At 70.6% G+C, this 23,196-nt stretch carries 22 protein-coding genes; 4 read left to right on the top strand and 18 right to left on the bottom strand.

From position 1 onward, the window contains the following. Positions 1 to 4 precede the first annotated feature (4 nt). From ABEA34_RS17515 to ABEA34_RS17495, 5 genes are read right to left on the bottom strand one after another with little or no spacing between them, the layout of a single operon-like run. On the bottom strand, positions 5 to 742 hold the full coding sequence (locus ABEA34_RS17515) for an SDR family NAD(P)-dependent oxidoreductase (protein WP_345522692.1): 738 nt from the start codon (positions 740 to 742) through the stop codon (positions 5 to 7). After that, positions 730 to 1,719, bottom strand: coding sequence for an ABC transporter permease (locus tag ABEA34_RS17510; protein WP_345522691.1), 990 nt, complete (start codon positions 1,717 to 1,719; stop codon positions 730 to 732). Before ABEA34_RS17510 ends, ABEA34_RS17515 begins: the two co-directional genes overlap by 13 nt. Continuing rightward, positions 1,716 to 2,711, bottom strand: a complete 996-nt coding sequence (locus tag ABEA34_RS17505; protein ID WP_345522690.1) for an ABC transporter permease — start codon at positions 2,709 to 2,711, stop codon at positions 1,716 to 1,718. The genes ABEA34_RS17510 and ABEA34_RS17505 overlap by 4 nt, the downstream gene beginning before the upstream one ends. Beyond that, a complete protein-coding gene (locus ABEA34_RS17500; protein ID WP_345522689.1) occupies positions 2,708 to 4,189 on the bottom strand; it encodes a sugar ABC transporter ATP-binding protein in 1,482 nt (493 codons plus the stop codon). The genes ABEA34_RS17505 and ABEA34_RS17500 overlap by 4 nt, the downstream gene beginning before the upstream one ends. 20 nt (positions 4,190 to 4,209) lie before the next feature. Next, complete coding sequence (locus tag ABEA34_RS17495; RefSeq protein WP_345522688.1) at positions 4,210 to 5,229, bottom strand: sugar ABC transporter substrate-binding protein; 1,020 nt, start codon at positions 5,227 to 5,229, stop codon at positions 4,210 to 4,212. Positions 5,230 to 5,444: 215 nt separating this feature from the next. Here ABEA34_RS17495 and ABEA34_RS17490 point away from each other — a divergent pair, with 215 nt between their 5' ends. Both ABEA34_RS17490 and ABEA34_RS17485 read left to right on the top strand, forming a co-directional pair. Beyond that, positions 5,445 to 6,116, top strand: coding sequence for a TetR/AcrR family transcriptional regulator (locus ABEA34_RS17490; protein WP_345522687.1), 672 nt, complete (start codon positions 5,445 to 5,447; stop codon positions 6,114 to 6,116). Then, positions 6,113 to 7,729: a long-chain fatty acid--CoA ligase gene (locus ABEA34_RS17485; RefSeq protein ID WP_345522686.1), complete on the top strand. Its 1,617-nt coding sequence runs from the start codon at positions 6,113 to 6,115 to the stop codon at positions 7,727 to 7,729. The genes ABEA34_RS17490 and ABEA34_RS17485 overlap by 4 nt, the downstream gene beginning before the upstream one ends. Positions 7,730 to 7,750: 21 nt before the next feature. On the opposite strand, the gene ABEA34_RS17480 is transcribed toward ABEA34_RS17485, so the two are convergent. The 12 genes from ABEA34_RS17480 to ABEA34_RS17425 form a co-directional block, all read right to left on the bottom strand. Further along, positions 7,751 to 8,722: an acetylxylan esterase gene (locus ABEA34_RS17480; RefSeq protein WP_345522685.1), complete on the bottom strand. Its 972-nt coding sequence runs from the start codon at positions 8,720 to 8,722 to the stop codon at positions 7,751 to 7,753. Positions 8,723 to 8,799: 77 nt separating this feature from the next. Further along, on the bottom strand, positions 8,800 to 9,624 hold the full coding sequence (locus ABEA34_RS17475; RefSeq protein WP_345522684.1) for a carbohydrate ABC transporter permease: 825 nt from the start codon (positions 9,622 to 9,624) through the stop codon (positions 8,800 to 8,802). Next, positions 9,621 to 10,583: a carbohydrate ABC transporter permease gene (locus ABEA34_RS17470; RefSeq protein ID WP_345522683.1), complete on the bottom strand. Its 963-nt coding sequence runs from the start codon at positions 10,581 to 10,583 to the stop codon at positions 9,621 to 9,623. The genes ABEA34_RS17475 and ABEA34_RS17470 overlap by 4 nt, the downstream gene beginning before the upstream one ends. Beyond that, positions 10,580 to 11,935: an ABC transporter substrate-binding protein gene (locus tag ABEA34_RS17465; RefSeq protein WP_345522682.1), complete on the bottom strand. Its 1,356-nt coding sequence runs from the start codon at positions 11,933 to 11,935 to the stop codon at positions 10,580 to 10,582. The genes ABEA34_RS17470 and ABEA34_RS17465 overlap by 4 nt, the downstream gene beginning before the upstream one ends. Before the next feature lie 173 nt (positions 11,936 to 12,108). Then, positions 12,109 to 13,158: a LacI family DNA-binding transcriptional regulator gene (locus tag ABEA34_RS17460; protein ID WP_345522681.1), complete on the bottom strand. Its 1,050-nt coding sequence runs from the start codon at positions 13,156 to 13,158 to the stop codon at positions 12,109 to 12,111. A 39-nt stretch (positions 13,159 to 13,197) separates the two neighbouring features. Then, positions 13,198 to 13,446 carry an SCO4848 family membrane protein gene (locus ABEA34_RS17455; RefSeq protein ID WP_345522680.1) on the bottom strand — a complete coding sequence of 83 codons (249 nt, stop codon included), beginning with the start codon at positions 13,444 to 13,446 and terminating at the stop codon, positions 13,198 to 13,200. Next, on the bottom strand, positions 13,443 to 14,483 hold the full coding sequence (locus tag ABEA34_RS17450; protein ID WP_345522679.1) for a YihY/virulence factor BrkB family protein: 1,041 nt from the start codon (positions 14,481 to 14,483) through the stop codon (positions 13,443 to 13,445). The genes ABEA34_RS17455 and ABEA34_RS17450 overlap by 4 nt, the downstream gene beginning before the upstream one ends. A 2-nt stretch (positions 14,484 to 14,485) precedes the next feature. Then, entirely contained in the window at positions 14,486 to 15,007 is a 522-nt protein-coding gene (locus tag ABEA34_RS17445) for a 2'-5' RNA ligase family protein (protein ID WP_345522678.1), read from the bottom strand. A gap of 10 nt (positions 15,008 to 15,017) precedes the next feature. Continuing rightward, entirely contained in the window at positions 15,018 to 16,040 is a 1,023-nt protein-coding gene (gene trpS, locus ABEA34_RS17440; protein WP_345522677.1) for a tryptophan--tRNA ligase, read from the bottom strand. 45 nt (positions 16,041 to 16,085) lie between these two features. Continuing rightward, entirely contained in the window at positions 16,086 to 17,300 is a 1,215-nt protein-coding gene (locus ABEA34_RS17435; RefSeq protein ID WP_345522676.1) for an MFS transporter, read from the bottom strand. A 201-nt stretch (positions 17,301 to 17,501) separates the two neighbouring features. Beyond that, positions 17,502 to 18,008 (bottom strand): hypothetical protein, encoded by a 507-nt coding sequence (locus ABEA34_RS17430; protein WP_345522675.1) that lies wholly within the window; start codon positions 18,006 to 18,008, stop codon positions 17,502 to 17,504. Further along, a complete protein-coding gene (locus ABEA34_RS17425) occupies positions 18,001 to 20,193 on the bottom strand; it encodes an NADP-dependent isocitrate dehydrogenase (RefSeq protein WP_345522674.1) in 2,193 nt (730 codons plus the stop codon). Before ABEA34_RS17425 ends, ABEA34_RS17430 begins: the two co-directional genes overlap by 8 nt. Positions 20,194 to 20,370: 177 nt before the next feature. Between ABEA34_RS17425 and ABEA34_RS17420 the strand changes: the two genes are divergently transcribed. After that, positions 20,371 to 21,444 (top strand): MIP/aquaporin family protein, encoded by a 1,074-nt coding sequence (locus ABEA34_RS17420; RefSeq protein WP_345522673.1) that lies wholly within the window; start codon positions 20,371 to 20,373, stop codon positions 21,442 to 21,444. On the opposite strand, the gene ABEA34_RS17415 is transcribed toward ABEA34_RS17420, so the two are convergent. Further along, a complete protein-coding gene (locus ABEA34_RS17415) occupies positions 21,441 to 22,094 on the bottom strand; it encodes a hypothetical protein (RefSeq protein WP_345522671.1) in 654 nt (217 codons plus the stop codon). The genes ABEA34_RS17420 and ABEA34_RS17415 overlap by 4 nt on opposite strands. A gap of 91 nt (positions 22,095 to 22,185) precedes the next feature. Here ABEA34_RS17415 and ABEA34_RS17410 point away from each other — a divergent pair, with 91 nt between their 5' ends. Beyond that, positions 22,186 to 23,172: a malate dehydrogenase gene (locus ABEA34_RS17410; RefSeq protein ID WP_345522670.1), complete on the top strand. Its 987-nt coding sequence runs from the start codon at positions 22,186 to 22,188 to the stop codon at positions 23,170 to 23,172. Positions 23,173 to 23,196 lie beyond the last annotated feature (24 nt).

The raw sequence follows: 23,196 nt of genomic DNA, 5'->3' as shown, positions 1-23,196 counted from the left end.
GCTCTCACAGTGACAGGCCTCCGTCGACCGGGAACACCACGCCGGTGATGTACGCCGCCTCGTCCGACGCGAGGAAGGCGACCGCGGCCGCCATCTCGGAGGCCGCGGCGAAGCGGCCCATCGGGATGGCGGCGGTCAGCGCGGCCAGCTTGTCCGGCGGCACCGACTCGATCATCCGGGTGGCGGCGTTGGGCGAGATCGCGTTGACGGTGGTCCCGAACCGCGCGAGCTCCTTCGCCGTGGTCTTCGTGAAGCCGATGATGCCCGCCTTGGCCATCGCGTAGTTGGACTGGCCGGCGTTGCCGCGCAGCCCCGTGTACGACGTGACGTTGATGATCCGCCCGCGGCCCTGGTGCCGGAAGTGCGGCACCGCCGCACGGGTGAAGCGGAAGGTCCCACCGGCGTGGACGGCCATCACGGACTCGTAGTCGTCGTCGGTGAGCTTCCAGACGACGCCGTCGCGCAGGATGCCGGCGTTGTTGACGAGCACGTCGAGGCGCCCGGTGTCGGCGACGACCCGGTCGACGACGCTCGCGACCTGCTCGCTGTCCCCCACGTCGGCGGTCAGGCCGACGGCCCCGATCTCGCTCGCGGCGGCCATCACCGCGTCGGCCTCCAGGTCGACCAGGTAGACGGTGGCCCCGGCCAGCCGGAAGTGCTCCCCGATCGCCCGTCCCACACCGCGCGCGGCGCCGGTGACCAGGACCGTGCGTCCGCTGAAGTCGAAGGTCAGGTTCGCCACGGCCGGAGCACCCCTCTGGCCCGGAGCCGGTCGACGGAGCGGTGCAGCCCGGGCGAGTCGATCGCCACGATGACGGCCAGCAGGGCGGCGTAGAAGAGCTGGATGGTGTAGTCCGGGAGGTACGACACCGCGACCACCTGGGCCAGGAGCGCGACGCACAGCGCGCCCGCGAGCAGACCGAGCGGCGTACCCCTCCCGCCGGCGAGCGAGACGCCCCCCAGGAGGGCCGCGACCACCGCGATCAGCAGCGGCCGCAGACCGGGATCCGGGTTGGCCGACGCGTAGCTGTAGGCCAGCAGCGCGCCACCCAGCGCCGCGAGCGCACCGGAGGCGGTGAAGAGCCCGACCAGGGTGCGCTCGACGCGGACGCCGGCGACCCGGCTGGCGCGACGGTCACCGCCGATCGCGCGCAGCTCCGGCCCGAGCCGGGTGCCGACCAGGAGCAGGGCCGCCAGCAGGAACGCCGCCAGGGTGATCAGGCTGCGCGGCGAGAAGTAGCCCCCGATCGTCTGGTCGACCCACAGCGTCGCGTCGAAGTTGGTGTAGCTGACGCTCAGGCCACCGGACATCGCATAGGTCAGGCCCAGCAGGGCGATGTACGTCGCCAGCGTGACGGGCATCGACGGGATCCGGAGCCGGGCGATGAGGAGGCCCTGGACGGCCCCGATCGCGACGCCGCACCCGACCGCCGCCAGCACACCCAGCAGCGGGGAGTCCTGCCCCGCCTGGACGGCCACCATGCCGCCGAGCGCGTAGGTGCCGACGACCGACAGGTCGAACTCGCCGGCGATCATGGTGAGCCCGATCGCCAGGGCCAGCAGGCCGATCTGGGCGAAGCCCTGGAGCGCGTTGTAGATGTCGAACGTCGCGATCGGGGTGCCGGTGCGCAGCGGAGTCGCGGCGAAGGCGACGATCACCAGCGCCAGGGCGACGAGCGGCGTGACCCGTTCCGGACGGGCGAGGACACGGCGGATCATCGATGTCCTCGCGTCGACCGCAGGTGGACGAGGACCACGACGACGAGCACGAGCACTCCCTTGACGAGGATCTGGGCACCGGTGGAGTAGCCCCGGATGAGCAGCAGGTTGGCGATCACCGAGATCAGCACGGCCCCGCCGAGGGTGCGCAGCGCGGACCCTCGGCCGCCGGTGATCGCGGTGCCGCCGACGAGGACCGCCGCGATCGCGTCCAGCGTCAGCGTGCCGCCGAGGGAGACCGTGGCGCTGGTGTTGAACGACGCGAGGAAGACGCCGGTGATCGCGATGCACAGGCCGAAGAACGCCCACGCAACGCCGATCACCCGGCCCACCGGCAGGCCCGCCGCGCGCGCCGCGCCGCGGTTCTCCCCGACCAGGAACATCTGCCGTCCGGGCGTCGTACGGCGCAGCACCCACTCGGCGACCAGGGCGACCACCAGCAGCACGTAGACCGCGACCGGCAGCCCGAGGACGGTCGAGTTCAGGACGTCGTACGCGTCGTCCTCGGCGTAGACGGTGGTGCCGCCGCTCAGCCAGGTCGCGGTGCCGCCGATCGCGAAGCCGGCCGCGATCGTGAGCACGATCGGGTTGGCCTCCCAGTAGCCGATCACCACGCCCTGCACGGCGGTGATGGCGATGCCGCAGAGGAGGGAGAGGAGCAGCGCGACGCTGAGCCCGAGGTCCTGGGTCGAGAGGAAGACCATCGCGACCACCGTGGCGGTCTGCGAGGCGGCCATCGACACGGCGGACCCCGCGATCATGACGAGCGTGGCGCCGACCGCCGTGATCCCGACGAAGGCCGTCGCGGCCAGGATGGCCCGCGCGTTGTCGAGGGTCAGGAAGCGGTCGGTCGTGACGGCCACCGGGACCAGTGCGACCACGACCACCAGCAACAGAACGCCGAGGGGGTCGGGTCGCCAGCCGCGGGCGGCGGGCGCGCCGGGCATGGCCACGGCGACCTGGCCGCGCGGCTCGTCGTCGGTGGTGGTCACGCGGCGTCCCCCTTGGTCATGTCACGCATCAGCACCGCTCCGTCCACCTCGTCGTCGTAGCGACCGACCACCCGCCCGTCGTGCATCGTCACGATCACGTCGCCGAGCTCGAGCAGCTCCTCGAGCTCGGTCGAGGCGAAGACGACGACGAGCCCGGCGTCGGCCGCCTCGCGCAGCAGATGGTGGATCGCTGCCCGGCCGCCGATGTCGACGCCCCGGGTCGGCTCGTCCAGCAGCAGCGCGAAGACGTCGTCGCGGCCCAGGCAGCGCCCGACGAAGGCCTTCTGCTGGTTGCCACCGCTCAGCGCGAGCACCGGCTCGCCGAGGCGCGCGGCCGGCAGCCCGGCCAGCGACGCGAGGGACCTCGACTCCTGGCGCTCCCGCCGCGGGCTCAGCAGCCCACCGCGACCGAGACGCGGCAGCCGCGTCGCGACCAGGTTGGTGGCGATGGTCTTGTCGAGGAAGAGGCCCTCGGTCTTGCGGTCGTTGGAGACGAACGCGATGCCCGCCCGGCCGACGCCGACCGCGTCCCGGAAGGGCACGTCCTCGTCGCGCAGCCGGACGCTGCCGGTGGCCTGGGAGTGCAGGCCGGCCACCGCGCGCAGCACGTCGGACGCCCCGCTGCCGAGCTGGCCGGCCAGCGCGTAGATCCGTCCGGCCGGGGCGGTCAGCGAGAAGTCCGCGAGCCGACCCGGCACCGAGAGGCCCTCGATCGAGAGCGCGTGGGCGCGGTCGGGATCGGCACGGCGGGCCGCCTCCAGGCGCCGCGGCGCCTCCCCCAGCATCAGCACGATCAGCTCGTCGACCGTGAGGTCCGCCGTCGGGCTCGTCGTGACGGTGGCCCCGTCGCGCAGCACCGTCACGCGGTCGCAGAGCTCGAGGACCTCGGCGAGCCGGTGCGACACGAAGAGCACCGAGCAGCCGCGGGCCGCGACCCGGCGTACGGCGGCGAAGACCCGCTCGCTCTCGACGTCGCTGAGCGTCGCGGTCGGCTCGTCGAGGATCACGACCCGCGCCTGCTGGCTCAGCGCCTTGGCGATCTCGACCAGCTGCCGCTCGCCGATGCTCAGCGACGAGACCAGCTGGTCGGGACGGACCCGCTCCAGCCCGATCTCGTCGAGGACGCGGCGGCACTGCTCGACCGCCGCCTTGCGCCGGCGTACGAACGGCGCGCGGATGTCGCCGAGCCCCATGTTCTCCAGCACGGTCAGCGCCGGGACCACGCTGAGCTCCTGGTCGACGAGCGCGACGCCGTGCTGCTGCGCGACCTGGCGGCTGCGCAGCTCGACGTCGGACCCGTCGATCAGGATCCGGCCGGCATCCGGCGCCAGCTGCCCCGAGAGCATCTTCACGACCGTGCTCTTGCCTGCCCCGTTGTGACCACAGATGGCGTGGATCTCGCCGGCGCCGACGGTGAAGGAGACCTCCTTCACCGCCGGCACACCGCCGAAGCTCCGCACCAGCCTCTCCACGCTCACGCGCGGTGGAGGAGCTCCTGTCATGCCTGGCTGCACTGGTCGGCGAGCTCGTCGAGGTTGGCGGCGGTGACCCGCTCCTCGGGGACGAGCTCACTTTGCGGTGGGTTCTTGCCGCTGAAGTAGCGCTCGATGTAGTCGGCCGACTGCTTGGCGATCGTGATCGGGTCCTCCGTCGCCGTGCCGTAGAGCTCGCCCGCGCGGATCGAGTCGATGCCGGCCTTGAAGCAGTTGCCGCCGGTCACCACGAGACCGTCGTCGCCGCCGACCTTGCAGCCCGCCTGCTTGGCGGCCTGGACGATCGGCAGGGCCATGTAGTCCGCCATGCCGTACGCCGCCTGCACGCCGTCACAGCCGTGCTTGGCGAACAGCTGCTGGGCGACCTTGCCGGACAGCGTCGGGTCCCAGTTGGTGTCCTGCTCCTCGATGACCTTGTACTCCGGCGCGGTCGCCATGACCTTGTCGAAGCCCTCCATGCGGTCCTGGGTGACCAGCATCGACTTCGTGCCCATCAGCACGATCACGTTGCCGGAGTCGCGGCCCTGCGCCTTGAGGCCCTCGATGATGTTCTGCGCGGCGTACTCGCCGAGCTTGGGGTTGTCCGACACCACGGCCATCACGTCCTTCTCGACGGACGGGTCGGGCCGGCCGTCGACGAGCAGGACCGGGACGCCCGCCTGCTTGGCCTTCTGGATCGGCACCACGGCGGCCTGGGTGTCGAGCACCAGCGCCACGATCAGGTCGGGCTTCTGGGAGACCGCCTGGTTGAAGTTCTGGATCTGGGTGCCGGCGTCCATCGAGGTCAGGTCGTTGATCTTGACCCCGGAGTCCTTCAGCGCCGCCGTGAAGGTCTTGTTGTACGCCGCGCCCCACGGGCTCTCGTTGCCGTAGCCGACGAAGGCGATGGTCTTGCCCTCGGGCCCGCTGCCGTCGCCTCCCGAGGCCTTGCCCGAGCCGTCGGAGCCGCCGCATGCGGCGAGGCTGAGCGTCAGCCCGAGGGCGCCGGCAAGCGCCGCGGCGCGAAGAGTTCGGGTCCGGATCATGGTGTCTCCTTCGAGTTGGTGCGCGATGAGTGCAGGACATCCATCGGCCCGAGCCGTCGTGTTGGGGCCGGCGAGAAGATCTGCTGACCCGTGGTCCCCGGGAGGTGTACCTTGTCCCGAGTTACTAAGCGCATAGTCACTAACTGTGACGGCAGTGTCAAGCGTCACACTGGGTGTCATCACCGATCAGGAGTCAGAAAGGCGGCCTCGAACAGATGGCAAAACCGCGTCAGGCCCGCTTCACCACCGCAGACCTGGAGGGCCTCCCCGAGCTCGACGACGAGTCCCCCGCCCTGTGGCCCGAAGGGCTCCCCGACGTGGGGCGCAACCTGCTGACCTCGGCGGTCCGGTGCTTCGCCTCCAACGGCTTCCACGCGACCACGACGCGCGACATCTCGGGCGCCCTCGGCCTGAGCCCGGCCGCGCTCTACGTCTACTTCCCGTCGAAGGAGCTCGTGCTCTTCGAGATCATCCGCGCGGGGCACCAGCGCGCGCTGGAGGTGGTCACGGCACCCGACATCGAGGCCATCGAGGACGTCTCGGAGCACCTGCGGGCGCTGATCGCGGCGTACACCGAGTTCCACGCCCGGCACCACGTCGCCGCCCGGGTCTGCCAGTACGAGCTCGCCGGCCTGACCGGCGAGCACTACGAGGAGATCCTCGAGATCCGGCACCGGACCAACGCCGTCTTCCGCGACGCGCTCGCCCGCGGCGTCGACGACGGCACCTTCGCGCCGGTCGACGTGCCCCGGGTGTCCCGGGCGATGCTGTCGCTCGGCATCGACCTCGTCCGGTGGTACCGGCGCGACGGCTCCGACTCCCCCGAGCAGCTCGGCGAGCTCAACGGGGACCTGGCCCTGCGGATGGTCGTGAGGCACCCGGAGTGATCGGCCTGATGCAGGACCGTCCGCTCGCCCTGCCTCCGCTGATCCAGCGGGCGGAGGCGATGTTCGCGCACAAGCGGATCATCACCGCCACGGTCGACGGGGAGATCGAGTCCACCTGGGGCGAGGTCATCCCGCGGGCCCGTCGGCTCGCGGGGGTGCTTGACCGCCTCGAGGTCCCTCGCGGGGCGCGGGTCGGCACGTTCGGCTGGAACTCCCAGCGGCACCTCGAGCTCTACCTCGCGGTGCCGGCGAGCGGTCGCGTGCTGCACACGCTCAACCACAGGCTTTTCGAGCGCCAGCTCCGGTTCATCATCGCGGACGCGGCGGACGACGTGGTCTTCGTCGACCGCTCCCTGGTCGCGACCGTGTGGCCGGTGCTGGCGACCGCGGAGTCGGTCCGCTGGGTCGTCGTCATGGACGACGGTGGCGACGACGAGCTTCCCGACGACCCACGCGTGCGGGACTACGACGACCTGCTGTCAGCCGCCGACGAGGTCGCCTGGGCCGACGACCTCGACGAGCGTGAGGCCGCGAGCCTCTGCTACACCTCGGGCACCACCGGCAACCCCAAGGGCGTGCTGTCCAGCCACCGCTCGATCGTCCTGCACACGCTGATGGTGCTGGGGGCCGACGCCCTCGCGGTGAGCGAGCGCGACGTCGTGATGCCCATCGTGCCGATGTTCCACGTCAACGCCTGGGGCCTGCCGTACGCCGCCCTGGTCGCCGGCTCCGACATCGTGCTGCCCGGCCCGGCGATGTCGCCGCAGGCCCTGCTCTCCCAGCTGTCACGGCACCGGGTCACCTTCGTCGCCGGGGTGCCCGCCATCTGGCGCGGTCTCGAGCCGCTGCTCACCGGCGCGGACCTGTCCGCGCTGCGGATGGTCGTCAGCGGCGGCAGCGCCCTGCCGGAGTCGCTGTCCCGCGCGTGGGAGGAGGCGATCGGGGTGCCGATCACCAGCTCCTGGGGCATGACCGAGACCAGCCCGCTGGTCGCGGCGTCACGGCTCGCCACGGTCCATGCCGGCCTCGGGCCCGACGAGCGGCGGGCGGTGCTCGCCACCCCCGGACCGACCGCTCCCCTGGTGCAGGTCCGCGTCGTCGACGACGCCCGTCGGGAGGTCGCGCACGACGGCGAGTCGCCGGGAGAGATCCAGGTCGCCGGCCCGACCATCGCCTCGGCGTACGTCGGCGTGGGACCCGGCGACGGCGCCTTCACCGACGACGGCTGGCTCCGCACCGGCGACGTCGGCACCATCGACCGGCTCGGCTACCTGCGCATCGTCGACCGCACCAAGGACATGATCAAGTCCGGCGGCGAGTGGATCTCGTCGGTGGAGCTGGAGAACGCGATCATGTCCCATCCCGACATCGCGGAGGCCGCCGTCATCGGCGTCCCGGACGACCAGTGGGGCGAGCGCCCGGCGGCGTTCGTGGTCGTGCACGCCGGGCGCACCGTCGACCGCACCGGCCTGCGCGAGCACCTCGCGGGGCGGGTGGCGTCGTGGTGGGTGCCGGAGCGGGTGGAGATCGTGCCCGAGATCCCGAAGACGGCGACCGGGAAGTTCTCCAAGGTCGCGCTGCGCTCGCGGGTCAGCGACGCCGGGCGCTCCTGAGTCCGGGCAGACGCAGGGCTGCTACCGGAGCTGCTCCGCGAGCCACCCGAGCTGGACCGCCTCCTGGTGGAACTGGCCGCCCTCGTGGTCGTTGAACGGGTACGTGCACATCTCCTTGGGGCCGGCGTACGCGTTGAACGCGGCGTACACGGTCGACGGCGGGCAGACGGCATCCATGAGCGCGACCGAGAACAACGCGGGCGCCGTTGCCGAGTCGACCAGCAACGCGCTGTCGAAGTAGGCCAGGGTGGCCAGCACGCGCTCGACCTCGTCGCGGTGGCTGGCGAGATAGCCACCGACCTCGAGGTACGGACCGGCGGTGGCGAGCGTGATGGCGCGGGGCAGGTCGCACATGAAGGGCACGTCCGCCATCACGGCCCGCAGGTCGTCGCGGAGGGACGCGACCGCGAGCGCCAGCCCGCCACCCTGGCTGAGGCCATGGACGGCCACCCGGTCGGCCGCGACCCCGGGGAGCGCCTTGGCGGCATCGACGGCCAGGACGGCGTCGGTGTAGAGGCGCCGGAAGTAGTAGTCGTCCTTGTCCAGGACCCCCCGCGTCATGAACCCGCCGAGGTAGGACGGGCCGTGTCCGTGTGGGTCCGCGGTGTCACCGACGTACCCACCACCGGAACCCTGGCCGCGGTTGTCGATCTCGAGGGTGGCGTAGCCGGCCAGCGGGAGGAACCCGACCTGGTGGGGCAGCCCGCGGCCGCCGGTGTAGCCCTGGTAGCGGACCACGATCGGCAGGTCGCCCTCCACGTTGGCGGGCCTGCGGTACCAGGCCCGGACGGGGTCGCCGCCGAAGCCACTGAAGGTGACGTCGTGGACGTCGACCAGTGTCAGCGCGGTGTCGACCCGCTCGACCTTCGGCGCCCACCACGACGCGCGCGCCTCGGCGAGAGTGGTGGTCCAGAACGTCGTCAGGTCCTCGGGCGCGATCGCTCGCGTGCGATACGTGCGGAGCTCGTCCTCGGGCAGGTCGTACTGCGGCATGTGGATCCTTGTCGAGACGGGTGGACGGGCTGCAGAGCGCCGTCCGACGGGATGGAGGTCGTGGTCGAGCCAGGCACTCAGCCCTTGACGGCACCTTGGAGCAGCGCTCTCGAGAACTGACGCTGGAAGATCACGAAGACGATCACGGTCGGCGCCATGATCAGCAGGGCACCAGCGGACAGGAGCACGATGTCGGTGCCGTACTGGCCCTGGAACGCGCCCAGCGCACCGGCCATCGTGCGCTTGAGCGGATCGTCGACCAGCACGAGCGCGAGGACGAACTGGTTCCAGGTCCACAGGAAGAGCAGGATCGCCAACGAGGACATCGCCGGCATCGCGAGCGGCAGGTGGACGTGTCGGAGGGCACGCCACGGGCCGGCGCCGTCGATGGTGGCGGCCTCGGTGAGCTCAGCGGGCACCGACAGGAAGTGGGCGCGCATCCAGAACACACCGAAGGGCATGTACAGGGCGATCAGCGGGAGGATGAGCGCCCATCGCGAGTTCAGGAGTCCGAGGCTCTGCATCTGGTAGTAGAGCGGCGTGATCAGTGACTCGAACGGGATGGTGAGTCCCAGGACGAAGAACACGAAGATGGCGTTGCTGAACGGGACTCGAAGCGTCGCCAGTCCATAGCCGGCGAGCACCGCCAGGAACAACGAGGCCGGGACGACCCCGAGGACGATGAGCAGGCTGCTCCTGAGCAGAGGGCCGAGGTTGGCGATGCGCCACGCGTCCACGAAGTTGCCCCAGTGCGGGTCCGACGGCCAGCTGACGCCGGTCGGGATGGTGCCCGGCGGCTGCAGGGCGGTCGAGAACAAGGTGACGAACGGAATCAGCGTCAGCACCATGAACAGGACCAGCATGGCCCGTCCGGTGAGATGGCTCCGCGCTGGCGCGCTCATGAGTCGGTCCTCTGGGTGAATCGCTGGATGGGAATGATGGTCACGAGCACGAGGACCATCAGGATCACCGCCATGGCGGACGCCTGGCCGATCTCGCGCTGGGTGAACGCGAGCCGGTAGATCTCGACACCGGGGACCATGGTCGAGCGGCCGGGTCCACCCTGCGTCGAGATGTAGATGATGTCGAAGCTCGCGAGCGCGGCGATCATCGTCACGGTCACGCACACACCGATCTCACGCCGCAGGCCGGGCAGGGTCACGTGCACGAACTCCCGGAGACGGTTGGCACCGTCGATGCGGGCGGCCTCGTAGAGGGACGGGTCGATCTTGTTGATGCCGGTCAGGAGGAGCAGCGTGCAGAGCCCGAGCATCACCCAGGACCCGATGAGGCCGACCGCCGGAAGTGCGGTGCTGAAGTCGGCGAGCCAGGGGCGGGTGAGGCCACCGAGGCCGATCGCCGACAGGATCTGGTTGGCGACGCCGTCGCTGGAGTAGACCCAGTCCCAGACGATGCCGGCGGCGACCAGCGGGATGACCTGGGGGATGAACAGCACGGTGCGGGACACCGTGGCGAACGAGCCTTGCGGCAGGCCGTGCATGAGTGCCGCGGCGACCAGGCCCAGCACCACCGGGACGACCGTGAAGAAGATGATGAGCTCGAAAGCGTGACCGACGATCGCGAGCTGACTGCTGTCGCCCAGGATCCGGCGGTAGTTGTCGAGCCCGACCCAGGTCGACGCGCCGATGCCGTTCCAGTCGTAGAACGAGTACTGCACCGAGGTGAGGAGCGGCTTGATGACGAAGAAGCCGTAGACCACCAACGCCGGCGCGACGAAGACCAGGTGGGACCAGCGCGTGGAGGGGCGCTTCCGCCTCCGGGCATCCCGGGTCCGGCCGGAGGGTGACGCGGTGGTCCGCTCGTCTTCCGAGCGGACCACCGCGTCCTGGGTCCAGGTCACGAGGAGAGGTCCGCCTCGTACTCGGCCTGGATCGCCTTCACCGCGTCCTCAGGGGAGGTACGGCCGTCGATCAACGACTGCAGCTCGGGCCGGATGCCGTTGGCGTAGATGCCTGAGGTGGCGTTGGCGACGAAGTCGACCAGGACGCCCGACTCGCCGATGGTGGCCGCGGCCTCCAGCGTCTGGTGCGTGAGCGACGTCTCGGGCACCTCGGGCACCGGGAGGGACGCGGGTCCGCCGGGGGCCGCACCGCTGTCGTCGACGACGATCTGGCGCGCCTTCTCGTCGGTGTGGATCCAGTTCAGGAAGTACGCGATCTCGTCGGGGTGCTCGGCCTTGGCCGGCACGATGTAGGTGTTCGGCGCACCCATGGCCACGGGCGTGCCACCCGCTTCCTCGGTCGGCATCAGGAAGAACCCGACCTTGTCGCCCATCGTCTTGCCGAGGTTCGCCGACTCCCAGTCGCCATCGAACATGAACAGGCCGTCGTTCTTGGCGAAGCGTCCCACCATGGTGGTGTAGTCGACGCTGTTGACGTCGTCGGGGAAGTAGCCCTTCTTCGCCCAGTCGGCGATGTGGGTCGCGGCCTCGACGGCGGCCGGGGTGTCGATGGTGGCGTCCGGCTTCTGGAAGATCCAGTCCGAGACGACGGCGGGGTCGGCGTACTGGTTCAGCAGCGCCTGGAACGGGAACGCGGCGCCGCCGATGTCGTTGAACTGCATGATCGGCTGCTCGCCGGCGGCCTTCGCCTCGGCCATGTCGGCCTCGAGCTCGTCGATCGTGGCCGGCGGCTCGTCCATGCCGATCCTCGCGGCGATGTCCTTGTTGTAGTAGACGCCGGTCACCGAGTAGCCGACGCCCAGGGCGTAGAGCGGACCCGAACCGCGCGTGCCGTCATCGCTGACCCGCATCTGCTCCAGCTGCGACTCCGGGAACTCGTCCCACCCGTAGGCCTCGTAGTAGGGGTCGAGGTCGAGCAGCAGACCATCGTCCGCGGAGTCGGCGATGGTCGCCAGCCTGATGAGGTCGGGAGCGTCGTCCCCGGCCATCACCCGCGGCGCGTTCTCGGCCAACGACGCGAACTGGTCGCTGCGGATGTCGAAGGTGATGTTCGGGTGCTGCCGGGTGAACTCCTTCGAGAGCTTCTCGACGATCGGGAACCCGGTCTCGAGGTAGAGGTCCAGGGTCACCTTCTCATCGGTCAGCTTGGTGCTGACGTCGCTGTCCGCCTTCGCACCCGATCCGTCCGAGTTGTCCGAACCAGGCGCACTGCAGGCGGTCGCGGTCAGCGTGGCTGCCACGGCGAGCACGGCGAGGTACCGCCGGGTCGAGCGGGTTGTCGTGGTGAACACAGGTCTCCTTGGTCGAGGCGCGAGCGCCTGCGGTCTGGTGGGTGAACCCGAGAGGCGCGATCCGCCGCATCGCGGCCCCGCTGACAGTAGTAACCATCATCACACGACGTCAAGCACTTTGTGTAAAGCCCTTCAATTCGTCACCTGGCGAGCCCCGGCCGGGGCAGCCCTGCCTACCGGGCGCGGGACACCGGCCGGTCGATCAGCGTCGTCGCGACGCCGGTCGTCGCCCTCGCCACCACCTGGCAGTCCAGCAGGATCACCTGCCGGCCGCTCGGTCGCTCCAGGGCGTCGAGGAGCAACCGGGTCGCCAGCGCCCCCGACTCCTCGAAGGGCTGCCGGACCGTGGACAGGTCCGCCGCCTCAGCCACCGGCCCGTCGTCGAAACCAAGGACCGACAGGTCACGGGGCACCTCGATCCCGAGGTCCTTGGCGGCCTGCACGACCCCGATCGCGAGGTCGTCGAAGTGCGCCATCACCGCGGTCGGCCGCGGATCCGCGCCGAGCAGCTTTCGCCCGGCCTCACGGGCCGCCGCGAGGGTGCCCGTCGTCTGGCTGACGGTCAGCCTCACCTCGGGGTGCTGCGCGAGCTCGGCCTGGAAGCCTCCCAACCTGCGCAGCGCCTGCGACTCGTAGTCGGCGACCTGCCCTTCCAGGAGGTACCCGATCTGCCGGTGGCCGAGCTCGATCAGGTGCCGCGCCGCCACCCGACCGGCCCCGTAGTCGTCGATCTTCACCACGTGGAAGATGTCGCTCTCCGCGTCCACGATCACCACCGGCATCCCGCGTGATGCCAGTCGTTGCTCGACGGCCGGCTCCAGCGGCTCGCCCATGACGATGAGGCCGTCCACGAAACCCCGGATGGGGATGGTCTCCAGCGCGGGCGACGTGGCGGTGGCAGCGGACTCCATGTCGTAGACGGAGACGTCCACCCCTCGGCTCGACGCCTCGGTGAGGACGCCGCTGAGGCGGCGCATGAAGCTCGCGTACGACGTGAACGGGGCGATCACCCCGATGCGTCCCACGTGCTTGCGCGCCTGGCTCGCCGCGTCCGCCTTGGGGACGTAGCCGAGCCGGTCGGCCGCCTCGAGGACGCGCCGTCGGGTCCGCTCGCCGACGCGCTCCGGCTTGTTCATCGCGTTCGACACCGTCGCGATGCTCACGCCCGCCTCGCTGGCCACGTCGTAGATGGTGGCGTGAGGACGCTTCCCGTCAGACTTCACGTGAAGCACTTTAGTCACCGCGAGCGGCTGCTCCGGCGATCAACGCGTGCGTCGGTCCGACGTCTCCGTCGAGTTCCTGCGAAGGATCTTGAGCCCGAGGAGCCCGAGGACCACGCCGATCGCGAGGTCGACGACGATCAGCACGGAGTGGGCGACGTAGTAGCCGCCCGGCCGGTCCTCCCCCGACGCGTGCGACGCGGCGAGGTTCTTGATGAAGGTGCCCCAGACGACGAAGTTCCACAGGGCGATGCCGACCAGGAGCCAGCCGTGCTTGCGTCCGAGCTTCATGACTTCTTCCTGCCGAGCCTGCTGATCAGAGCAACGAGAGCGAGCATGGTGCCCGCGCCGGCGGCGTACGTCGCAGCCCAGGGGTACTCGAGCACCTCCTGCTGGCGCAGGGGCGGGGAGGGCGGACCCTCGACGGGCGCCGGGGTCGGGGCCGGGCGGGCGGCTCGGGCGGCTGCCGAGGTGTGCGCCCAGGCGGCGGCGTACAGGACGACCCGCGAGAAGTAGTTGATCCAGATGACCAGGATCAGCGCGATCCCGAAGGCCTGGAACGCCGGCTGGTCCTTCGTCGAGGCCAGCAGGAGGCCGGAGAGCCGCTTGAGCACCTCGAAGCCGAGCGCGCCGAGCAGCGCACCCGACCACAGCGAGCGGGTGGGTGTCGCGGGCTCGGCGAGGAGCTTGAAGAGAGAGAAGAAGAGCAGCATGCTCGCGCCGATGCCGAGCGCGACCGTGAAGAGCTGGAGGAGCGGCGACAGCGTGTCGTCGAGGCCGACCCAGTCGAGGACCTTGGTGGAGTAGCTGCTCACCAGGCCGGACACCCCGACCGAGACGATCAGGATGACGCCGATCAGGACCATCGTGATCAGGTCGCGGAGCTTGCCGAAGACGAAGTTGGGCTGGTCCTTCTTGGGCACCTCGAAGACGATCTCGAGAGCCGCGCGCATCCCGGAGAGCCACCCGAGCCCGGCGTACAGCACACCCGCGAGGCTGACCAGGGCGACCACCCCGACGGTCGTCTGCGCGCCGTGGAAGTCGTCGAGCGAGATCTGGTCGTCGCCCGGCCCGATGATGCCCGGCAGCAGGTTGTTGATGGCGGTCGTCAGGTTGCTCTCGGCCTGCGGGTAGACCACGGCGATCCACCCGACGACCAGGAAGCCCAGCGCCATGATCGGGAAGAAGGACAGGAACGCGAAGTAGGTGACCGCACCGGCCTGCTGGCCCGCGTTGACCGCGCCGTAGTGCTCCTGCATGCGGAGCACGTGGTCGACCAGCGGCCGGCGACGGCGCAGCTCCGCGAGCCGCTCCTTGATCGAGGGCATCGTCAGCCGGCAGGGCCGTCGAGGGTGAAGGTGCGGGTCGGCTGCCAGCCCTCGTCCTCGTCGTGGACGTAGAGGTGGAAGGCCGACACGTCGAACTCGCACTCGAAGGCGGCCAGCTCGTCGAACGCCCGGTCGAGGAGCGGGTCCTCGAGGTGATGGGCAACGGTGACGTGGGGGTGGTACGGGTACTGCAGCTCGATGTCGAGCGGCCCCCGGCGTACGGCGCCCGCGAGCTGCTCACACTGGGAGATGCCCTCGACGAGGGTCACGAAGACGACGGGCGACACGGGCCGGAAGGTACCCGTCCCGCGCAGATGTACGCAGTAGCTCGCGACCTCGGCCGCGGCCTCCTCCAGGTGCTTCTCGACGTCGGCGACCTGGAGGTCGTCGATCTCCGTCGGCGGCACCAGCGTGATGTGGGTCGGGATCATCGCCGCGGTGGTGTCTCCCACGGCGGTCCGGTAGTCCTGCAGCTCGCTCGCCCAGGGCTCCGGGATCGCGACCGCCACTCCAATCGTCGGCACTCTCAGGACCCTACTGTCCCGCGGCGACGAAGCCGACCCGCTGGTAGACGTCGCTCAACGTCGCCCGGGCGACGGCGCCGGCCTGCTCGGCCCCGCGCCGCAGCACCTCGGTCAGGTAGGTCTGGTCGTCGAGCAGCTCGAGGGTGCGCTCCAGGAAGGGCGTCACGAAGTCGATGACGACCTCGGCGAGGTCCTTCTTCAGGTCGCCGTAGCCCCGTCCTTCGTACGCCGCCTCGAGGTCGTCGATCGGGCGGCCGGTCAGGGCGGAGTAGATCGTGAGCAGGTTGCTCACCCCGGGCTTGGTCTCGGGGTCGAATCGGACGACGGCGTCGGAGTCGGTCACCGCGGACCGGATCTTCTTGGCCGACACCTTCGGGTCGTCGAGCATCTCGACGATGCCCGAGGGCGAGGACGCCGACTTCGACATCTTCGCGGTCGGGTCCTGGAGGTCGGTGATCTTGGCGGTCGCCTTGAGGATGTAGGGCTCCGGCAGCCGGAAGGTCTTCTTGTAGCGGCTGTTGAAGCGCTGGGCGAGGTCGCGGGTCAGCTCGAGGTGCTGGCGCTGGTCCTCACCGACCGGCACGTAGGCCGGTCGGTAGAGCAGGATGTCGGCCGCCTGGAGGATCGGGTAGGTGAAGAGGCCGACGCTCGCCGCGCCCTCGCCACCCTTGGCCGACTTGTCCTTGAACTGGGTCATCCGGCGAGCCTCGCCGAAGCCGGTCAGGCACTGCAGCACCCAGCCGAGCTGGGCGTGCTCCGGCACCTGGGACTGCACGAAGATCGCGGACCGCTCGGGGTCGATGCCCATCGCGATCAGCTGCGCGGCCGCCCGCAGGGTGCGGTCGCGCAGCACCTTCGGGTCCTGCTCGACGGTGATCGCGTGCAGGTCGGCGATGAAGAAGAACGGCTGGTACTCGTCCTGGAGATCCACCCACTGCCGCAGGGCACCGAGGTAGTTGCCGAAGTGGAAGGAGTCGGCGGTCGGCTGGATCCCGGACAGCACGCGCGGACGAGGTTCGGGCGTGGTGGACATGACGGTCATTCTCACCCATCCGGGGAGGTGGTCCGGCAACCGGGGCTACGCCTCGGCGGTGTCCCTGCGGTCGACGGCCGCCGACCAGAACAGCACGGCGATCCCGGCGACCGAGAGCGCGGCGCCGACGAGGGCCGGAGCCCGGTAGCCGTGGCCCGCCGCGATGACCAGGCCGCCCAGCCAGGCGCCGAGGGCGTTGGCGATGTTGAGCGAGGCGTGGTTCATGGCGGCGCCGAGGGTCTGGGCCTCGCCGGAGACGGCCATCAGGCGCAGCTGCAGGTTGACCACCAGCACCGAGCCGATGGCGGTGACCAGGAAGATCGCGGGCAGCAGCCACCAGCCGTACGGCGCCAGTGCCCAGACGAGCAGCATCACCAGGCCGGACAGGACGCCCGACCAGATGAGGGTGCGGAAGACCGACCAGTCCGCGAGCCGGCCGGCGAGCCAGGTGCCGGCGATCATGCCGACGCCGAACGCCGCGGTGAAGACCGGCACGGCCGAGTCGGGCAGCCCACCGACCTCGGTGACCGTGGGGGCGATGTAGGAGTAGACGGCGAAGAGGCCGCCGAAGCCGACCGCGCCCGCGAGCAGCGTGAGCATCGCCTGGCCGTTGCGGAAGAACAGCATCTCCTTGCGCCCGGTCGCCGCCGGGTTGCCCGGCACCGCCGGGACGTAGGCGACGATCAGCACCGCGGTGACCAGGGCGAGGGCGGCGGTCGAGAGGTACGCCGAGCGCCAGCCGACCTGCTGGCCCATCCAGGTCGCGGCCGGGACACCGACGACGTTGGCGATGGACAGCCCGAGCATCACGCCCGCGACCGCTCGGCCCCGGTGCTCGGGAGCGGCCATGCTCGCGGCCACCAGCGCAGCGACCCCGAAGTAGGCGCCGTGCGGCAGGCCGTCGAGGAAGCGGGCGACGAAGAGCACCCCGTAGCTCCCGGCCAGCGCGCTGAGCACGTTGAAGACGGCGTACGCCGCCATCAGCCCGACCAGCAGCGCCCGACGGGGCAGCTTGGCCCCGAAGATCGCGATCACGGGAGCGCCGACGACCACCCCGAGCGCGTACGCCGAGATCAGGTGGCCGGCCTGCGGGATCGAGATGCCCACCCCGCCGGCGATCTGGGGCAGCAGCCCCATCGTCACGAACTCGGTGGTGCCGATCGCGAAGCCGCCGAGGCCGAGCGCCAGCACCGCGAACCGGTAGTGCGCAGCGGTGGCCGGAGCCGTCTCTGCGGGGGCGGTGGTGGGTGCGGACGTCACGCGGGCTCCAACCCGGAGGCGGGGCGGTCGTATTCCGGTCCCAGGTGTGATCCAGCCTATGTGCGGCTGGGGCCGGCTGACGCATCGTCGACGGGGCTGCGGGTTTCCCCGGCTGGCCGGGGAAACCCGGACGACACGCCGTACGTCGTCGGCGTGTCGTGCGGGTTTCACCGGCTGGCCGGTGAAACCCGCACCAGGACCTCAGCCGACCCGCGACACCTCGGACTGCACGACCGCGACCTCGTCGTTGGCGGGCAGGCAGGTCTCGCCGGCGAAGTTGGCCGGCGAGGTGAACATGCCTGTTGCCTGGACGCCCTCGCCGTCGCGGGCGACCAGGTGGTCCTTGCCGTCGTACAGGCTGACCTTGCCGGTGCTGTCGAGCCGGGCCCGGAAGCCGGCCGGCCACACCGGCCAGAGCTCGCCGGAGGGGTTCTTCAGGTAGACGCAGTGCTGCGCGTTGACCGCCAGCGTGCCCTGGATCGGCTTGCTGCCCGTCGGCTGCCCGGGGATCCAGTCACCGGTCGGCACCTTGATCGCGGTGGCCGCGGTGTCGGTCCCCTCGGAGATCAGGGTGACGACACCGAAGCCGGCGGCCGCGATCAGCACCGGGATGACCACCGCGAGGATCAGGCCGCGGCGACCGATCGCCGGCTGCTGGTCCCAGCGGGAGTACGCCGGGTCCGTCTCGGTCCCGTCCTGGTCAGACAAGGGACGCCAGTGCCGCGTTGAGCGTCGCTGACGGGCGCATCACCGCGTCGGCCTTGGCGTCGTCGGGCCGGTAGTAGCCGCCGATGTCGGCCGGGTGGCCCTGGACCGCGATCAGCTCGTCCACGATCGCCTTCTCGTCCGCGACGAGCCGCTCGGCGAGCGGCTTGAACGCGGCCGCGAGGTCGGCGTCCTCGGTCTGCTCCGCCAGCTCCTGGGCCCAGTAGAGCGCCAGGTAGAAGTGCGAGCCGCGGTTGTCGATGCCGCCGAGCTTGCGGGTCGGCGACTTGTCCTCGTTGAGGAAGGTGCCGGTCGCCCGGTCGAGGGCGTCCGCGAGCACCTTGGCGCCGGGGGTGCCGGCCTGCTCGGCGTACAGCTCCAGCGACGGCACCAGCGCGAAGAACTCGCCCAGGCTGTCCCAGCGCAGGTAGTTCTCCTTCACGAGCTGCTGGACGTGCTTGGGGGCCGAGCCGCCGGCGCCGGTCTCGAAGAGGCCGCCGCCGTTCATCAGCGGGACGACGGAGAGCATCTTGGCCGACGTACCGAGCTCGAGGATCGGGAAGAGGTCGGTGTTGTAGTCGCGCAGCACGTTGCCGGTGACCGAGATCGTGTCCTCACCCTTGCGCGCGCGCTCGAGGGAGTACGTCGTCGCGGCGGCCGGCGCCATGATCTCGATGTGCAGGCCCTCGGTGTCGTGCTCGGGGAGGTACTCGTTGATCTTCGCGATCAGGTTGGCGTCGTGGGCACGGGCCTCGTCGAGCCAGAAGATCGCCGGGGAGCCGGAGGCGCGGGCGCGGGTGACGGCCAGCTTGACCCAGTCGCGGATCGGGGCGTCCTTGGTCTGGCAGGCGCGCCAGATGTCACCGGGCTCGACGTCGTGCTCGATGAGCACGTCGCCGGCCGCGTTGACGACCTGGATCGTGCCCGCGGCTGGGGCCTCGAACGTCTTGTCGTGGGAGCCGTACTCCTCCGCCGCCTGGGCCATCAGGCCGACGTTGGGCACGGAGCCCATCGTCGCCGGGTCGAGGGCGCCGTTGGTCCGGCAGTCGTCGATGGTGGCCTGGTAGATGCCGGCGTAGCTGGAGTCCGGGATCACCGCCAGGGTGTCGGCCTCGTTGCCGTCGGGGCCCCACATGTGGCCGCCGCCGCGGATCATCGCCGGCATGGAGGCGTCGATGATGACGTCCGACGGCACGTGCAGATTGGTGATGCCCTTGTCGGAGTCGACCATCGCCATCGCAGGGCCGTCGGCCAGACCGGCGGTGACGGCCGCCTTGATGGCGTCACCCTCCGGCAGGGAGCCGACCGCGCCGAGGAGGCCACCGAGGCCGTCGTTGGGCGAGATGCCGGCGGCAGCCAGCTGCTCGCCGTACTGCTCGAAGAGGGTCGGGAAGAACGCCTGCACGACGTGGCCGAAGATGATCGGGTCGGAGACCTTCATCATCGTGGCCTTGAGGTGCACCGAGAAGAGCACGTCGTCGGCCTTGGCGCGGGCGATCTGCTCGGTCAGGAAGCGGCGCAGCGCCGCGACGTTCATGAACGTGCCGTCGACGACCTCGCCGGCGAGGACCTTCAGACCGTCCTTGAGCACCGTCTCGGTGCCGTCGGCGCCGACGTGCTTGATGGTGAGCGTGTCGTCGCTCGGGATGACGACGGACTTCTCGTTGGAGAAGAAGTCGTCCTTGCCCATCGTCGCGACGTTGGTCTTGGAGTCGGGGCTCCACTTGCCCATGCGGTGCGGGTGCGTCTTCGCGTAGTTCTTGACCGACAGCGGCGCACGGCGGTCGGAGTTGCCCTCGCGGAGCACCGGGTTGACCGCGGAGCCCTTGACCTTGTCGTACTTCGCGACGACGGCCTTCTCCTCGTCCGTCTGCGCGTTCTCGGGATAGTCCGGCAGGTCGTAGCCCTGCGACTGCAGCTCGGTGATCGCGGCCTTGAGCTGCGGGATCGACGCGGAGACGTTGGGCAGCTTGATGATGTTGGCCTCGGGCGTCTTCGCCAGCGCGCCGAGCTCGGCGAGGGCGTCGTCGACGATCCCGAACTGGGCCAGGATCCGGCCCGAGAGCGAGATGTCGCGCGTCTCGATGTCCACGCCCGCCTTGCCGGCGTACGCCTGCACGATCGGGAGGAAGGAGTACGTCGCCAGGAGCGGCGCCTCGTCCGTGTGCGTGTAGATGATCTTGGCCATGCTCGAAGACTCCTGAGGCTGGTCTGTTCCGGTGGGCAGCGGACTGGATTCCTTGACGTCAAGATACCTGACGCGCGCGACCCACCCACCTTCGCACCCGTCACAGGTCGGGGCAAACGGCACTAGAGTGCTGCCCCGGGGCGTCCGCGGGGGACGCTCGACGACAGGAGCAGACGCATGGCCGACTCGACCATCCAGCAAAAGCTCACCGCCGAGCTCATCGGGACCTTCGTCCTGGTGTTCTTCGGCTGCGGCTCCGTGGTGTACGCCAGCACGGCTGGCGCCACGTTCACCGTGACGACGATCGGGCTCACGTTCGGCCTCGCCGTCGCGGTCATGGCCTATGCGTTCGGCCGCGTCTCGGGCGCGCACTTCAACCCCGCCGTGTCCGTCGGTGCCGCCATCAGTGGTCGCCTCGCCTGGCGCCAGGTCGGGCTGTACGTCGTCGCGCAGCTCGTCGGCGCCATCGTCGGAGCCTTCGCGCTCTTCGTCCTGATGCAGGGCTTCGACAGCTTCGACGCCGAGGGCCACATGGGCCAGAACGCCTTCGGCGACGCCGGCAGCGGCTACGCCTGGTGGGCCGCGTTCCTCCTCGAGCTGCTGCTGACCGCCGTCTTCGTCACCGTCATCCTGGCCGTGACCGACGAGCGCAACGAGCACCCGTCGCTGGCACCGCTGACGATCGGCCTCACCCTGGCCGCCATCCACTTCGTCGCGATCCCGGCCACCGGCACCTCGGTCAACCCGGCCCGCTCGATCGGCCCCGCCCTCTTCGCCGGCACCGACGCGATCACGCAGCTCTGGCTCTTCATCCTCGCCCCGCTCGTCGGCGCCGCGATCGCCGGACTCGCCTACCCGCTGCTCTTCGGCCGGGTCGGCGACGTCGTCCCCGGCTCCGGCATCAGCTTCAGCCGGCCGCGCACGGCGGCCCAGGTGCCTGGCTACGCAGCCCCCGACCAGTACCAGCAGCAGTGGAACCAGGACACCTCGGCCGCCGTGGCCGCGGCACCTGCGCCGATCGTCCAGGACGGGTGGCAGTGGGACCCGGCCGGCCAGCAGTGGCACCCGGTCGGCTCGACCCCCGAGCAGTGGCGGGCCCAGCAGGCCGCCGAGCAGGCAGCTGCCGCCGCACCGCCCGCCGCCGCGCAGCCGACGTACGCCGATCCGGCACCGGTGGAGCAGGCGGCCGACCCGGTCGTCGAGCAGCCGCCGGCCGACCCCGGCGACACCCAGATCCGCCCGCCGAGCTAGCTCGACACCTTCGTCAAGCGGACGGTCTGGCCGGGGCGGGTCGCCTCGACCAGGCCGATGCCGCGCGCCCAGGACTGCTCCACGGATCCGGTCTCCGAGGTGTCGCGGGTGACCACCAGGTCGTCGTACGACCCTGCGGGGACCGTGGCCGACCCGTCGAGCGCCAGCACGGTCGCGACGTCCTCGACGACGCCGCGCTGGTACGCCGTGCGGTAGCCGTCGCCGACGCGCGGGTCGGCGGCCATCGCCAGCCCGGCCTCGGCGCCGTCGGTGCCCGCGGTCCACTCCCCCTCGCGCCCGAACCACCAGACGTTGCCGGCGGCGTCCTGCGCGAACCAGTCGGTGGTGACGGTGTCCGGCCCGGTGGTGACGCGGGCCGTCGTCGGGACGCCGTCGACCTCGGGGCCGGCCGCGACCGTCACCTTCTGCTCGTCGGAGCCGTCGACGCCGACGACCTGGTAGGTCCACGTGCGGCCGTCCGGCAGTGGCATCCAGGGGTTGTCGACACCGCGCACGAAGTCGTCGGGATCGGGCGAGGGGGTAGGGATCACGAGCTGGTCGGTGCCGCTCGAGGGGAGCTGGACGTTCGCGCCGCCGCAGCCGGCCAGAGAGACGACGAGGGCGATGACCATCAGGGCACGCACCGTCATGGACCCCAGCATCGCAGGGGGTCCCAGCGCTGCTAGCGTCGGCAGCCGGAAAACCCACCGTTCCTCACCATCGTGTCTCCAAGGAGTCGTCGTGAGCTCAACCCCGTTGAAGGTCGCCGTCACCGGCGCCGCCGGTCAGATCGGCTACAGCCTGCTCTTCCGCCTCGCCAGCGGGTCGCTGCTGGGCGACCGCCCGATCGAGCTGCGGCTGCTGGAGATCACCCCGGCCCTGAAGGCGCTCGAGGGCGTCGTCATGGAGCTGGACGACTGCGCGTTCCCCAACCTCGCCGGTGTCGAGATCGGCGACGACGCCGAGACGATCTTCGACGGCGTCAACCTCGCGCTGCTCGTCGGCGCCCGCCCGCGGGGCCCCGGCATGGAGCGCGGCGACCTGCTGTCCGCGAACGGCGCGATCTTCACCGCGCAGGGCAAGGCGCTCAACAAGGTGGCGGCCGACGACGTACGCATCGGTGTCACCGGCAACCCGGCCAACACCAACGCGCTGATCGCGATGACCAACGCGCCCGACATCCCGCAGGAGCGGTTCTCGGCGCTGACCCGCCTCGACCACAACCGTGCGATCTCGCAGCTCGCCGCCAAGACCGGCGCCGCCGTGACCGACATCAAGAAGATGACGATCTGGGGCAACCACTCGGCGACGCAGTACCCCGACATCTTCCACGCCGAGGTCGGCGGCAGGAACGCCGCCGAGGTCGTCGGCGACCAGGCCTGGATCGCCGACACCTTCATCCCGACCGTCGCCAAGCGCGGCGCCGCGATCATCGACGCCCGGGGCTCCTCGTCCGCCGCGTCCGCCGCCTCGGCCACCGTCGACGCCGCCCGCGACTGGCTGCTCGGCTCGCCCGCCGACAACTGGGTCTCCATGGCGGTCGTCTCCGACGGCTCGTACGGCGTACCCGAGGGCCTGATCTCGTCCTTCCCGGTCACCACCAAGGACGGCAACTGGGAGATCGTCCAGGGCCTCGAGATCGACGACTTCTCGCGCGGCAAGATCGACGCCTCGACCGCGGAGCTCGCGGACGAGCGCGCCGCCGTCACGGAGCTCGGCCTCATCTGAGCCGAGTCGGCGCCAGTTTGCATG

Source organism: Nocardioides conyzicola, assembly GCF_039543825.1.
In the GTDB taxonomy this organism is placed as follows: domain Bacteria; phylum Actinomycetota; class Actinomycetes; order Propionibacteriales; family Nocardioidaceae; genus Nocardioides; species Nocardioides conyzicola.
This window is presented reverse-complemented; position numbering and strand designations above follow the sequence as displayed.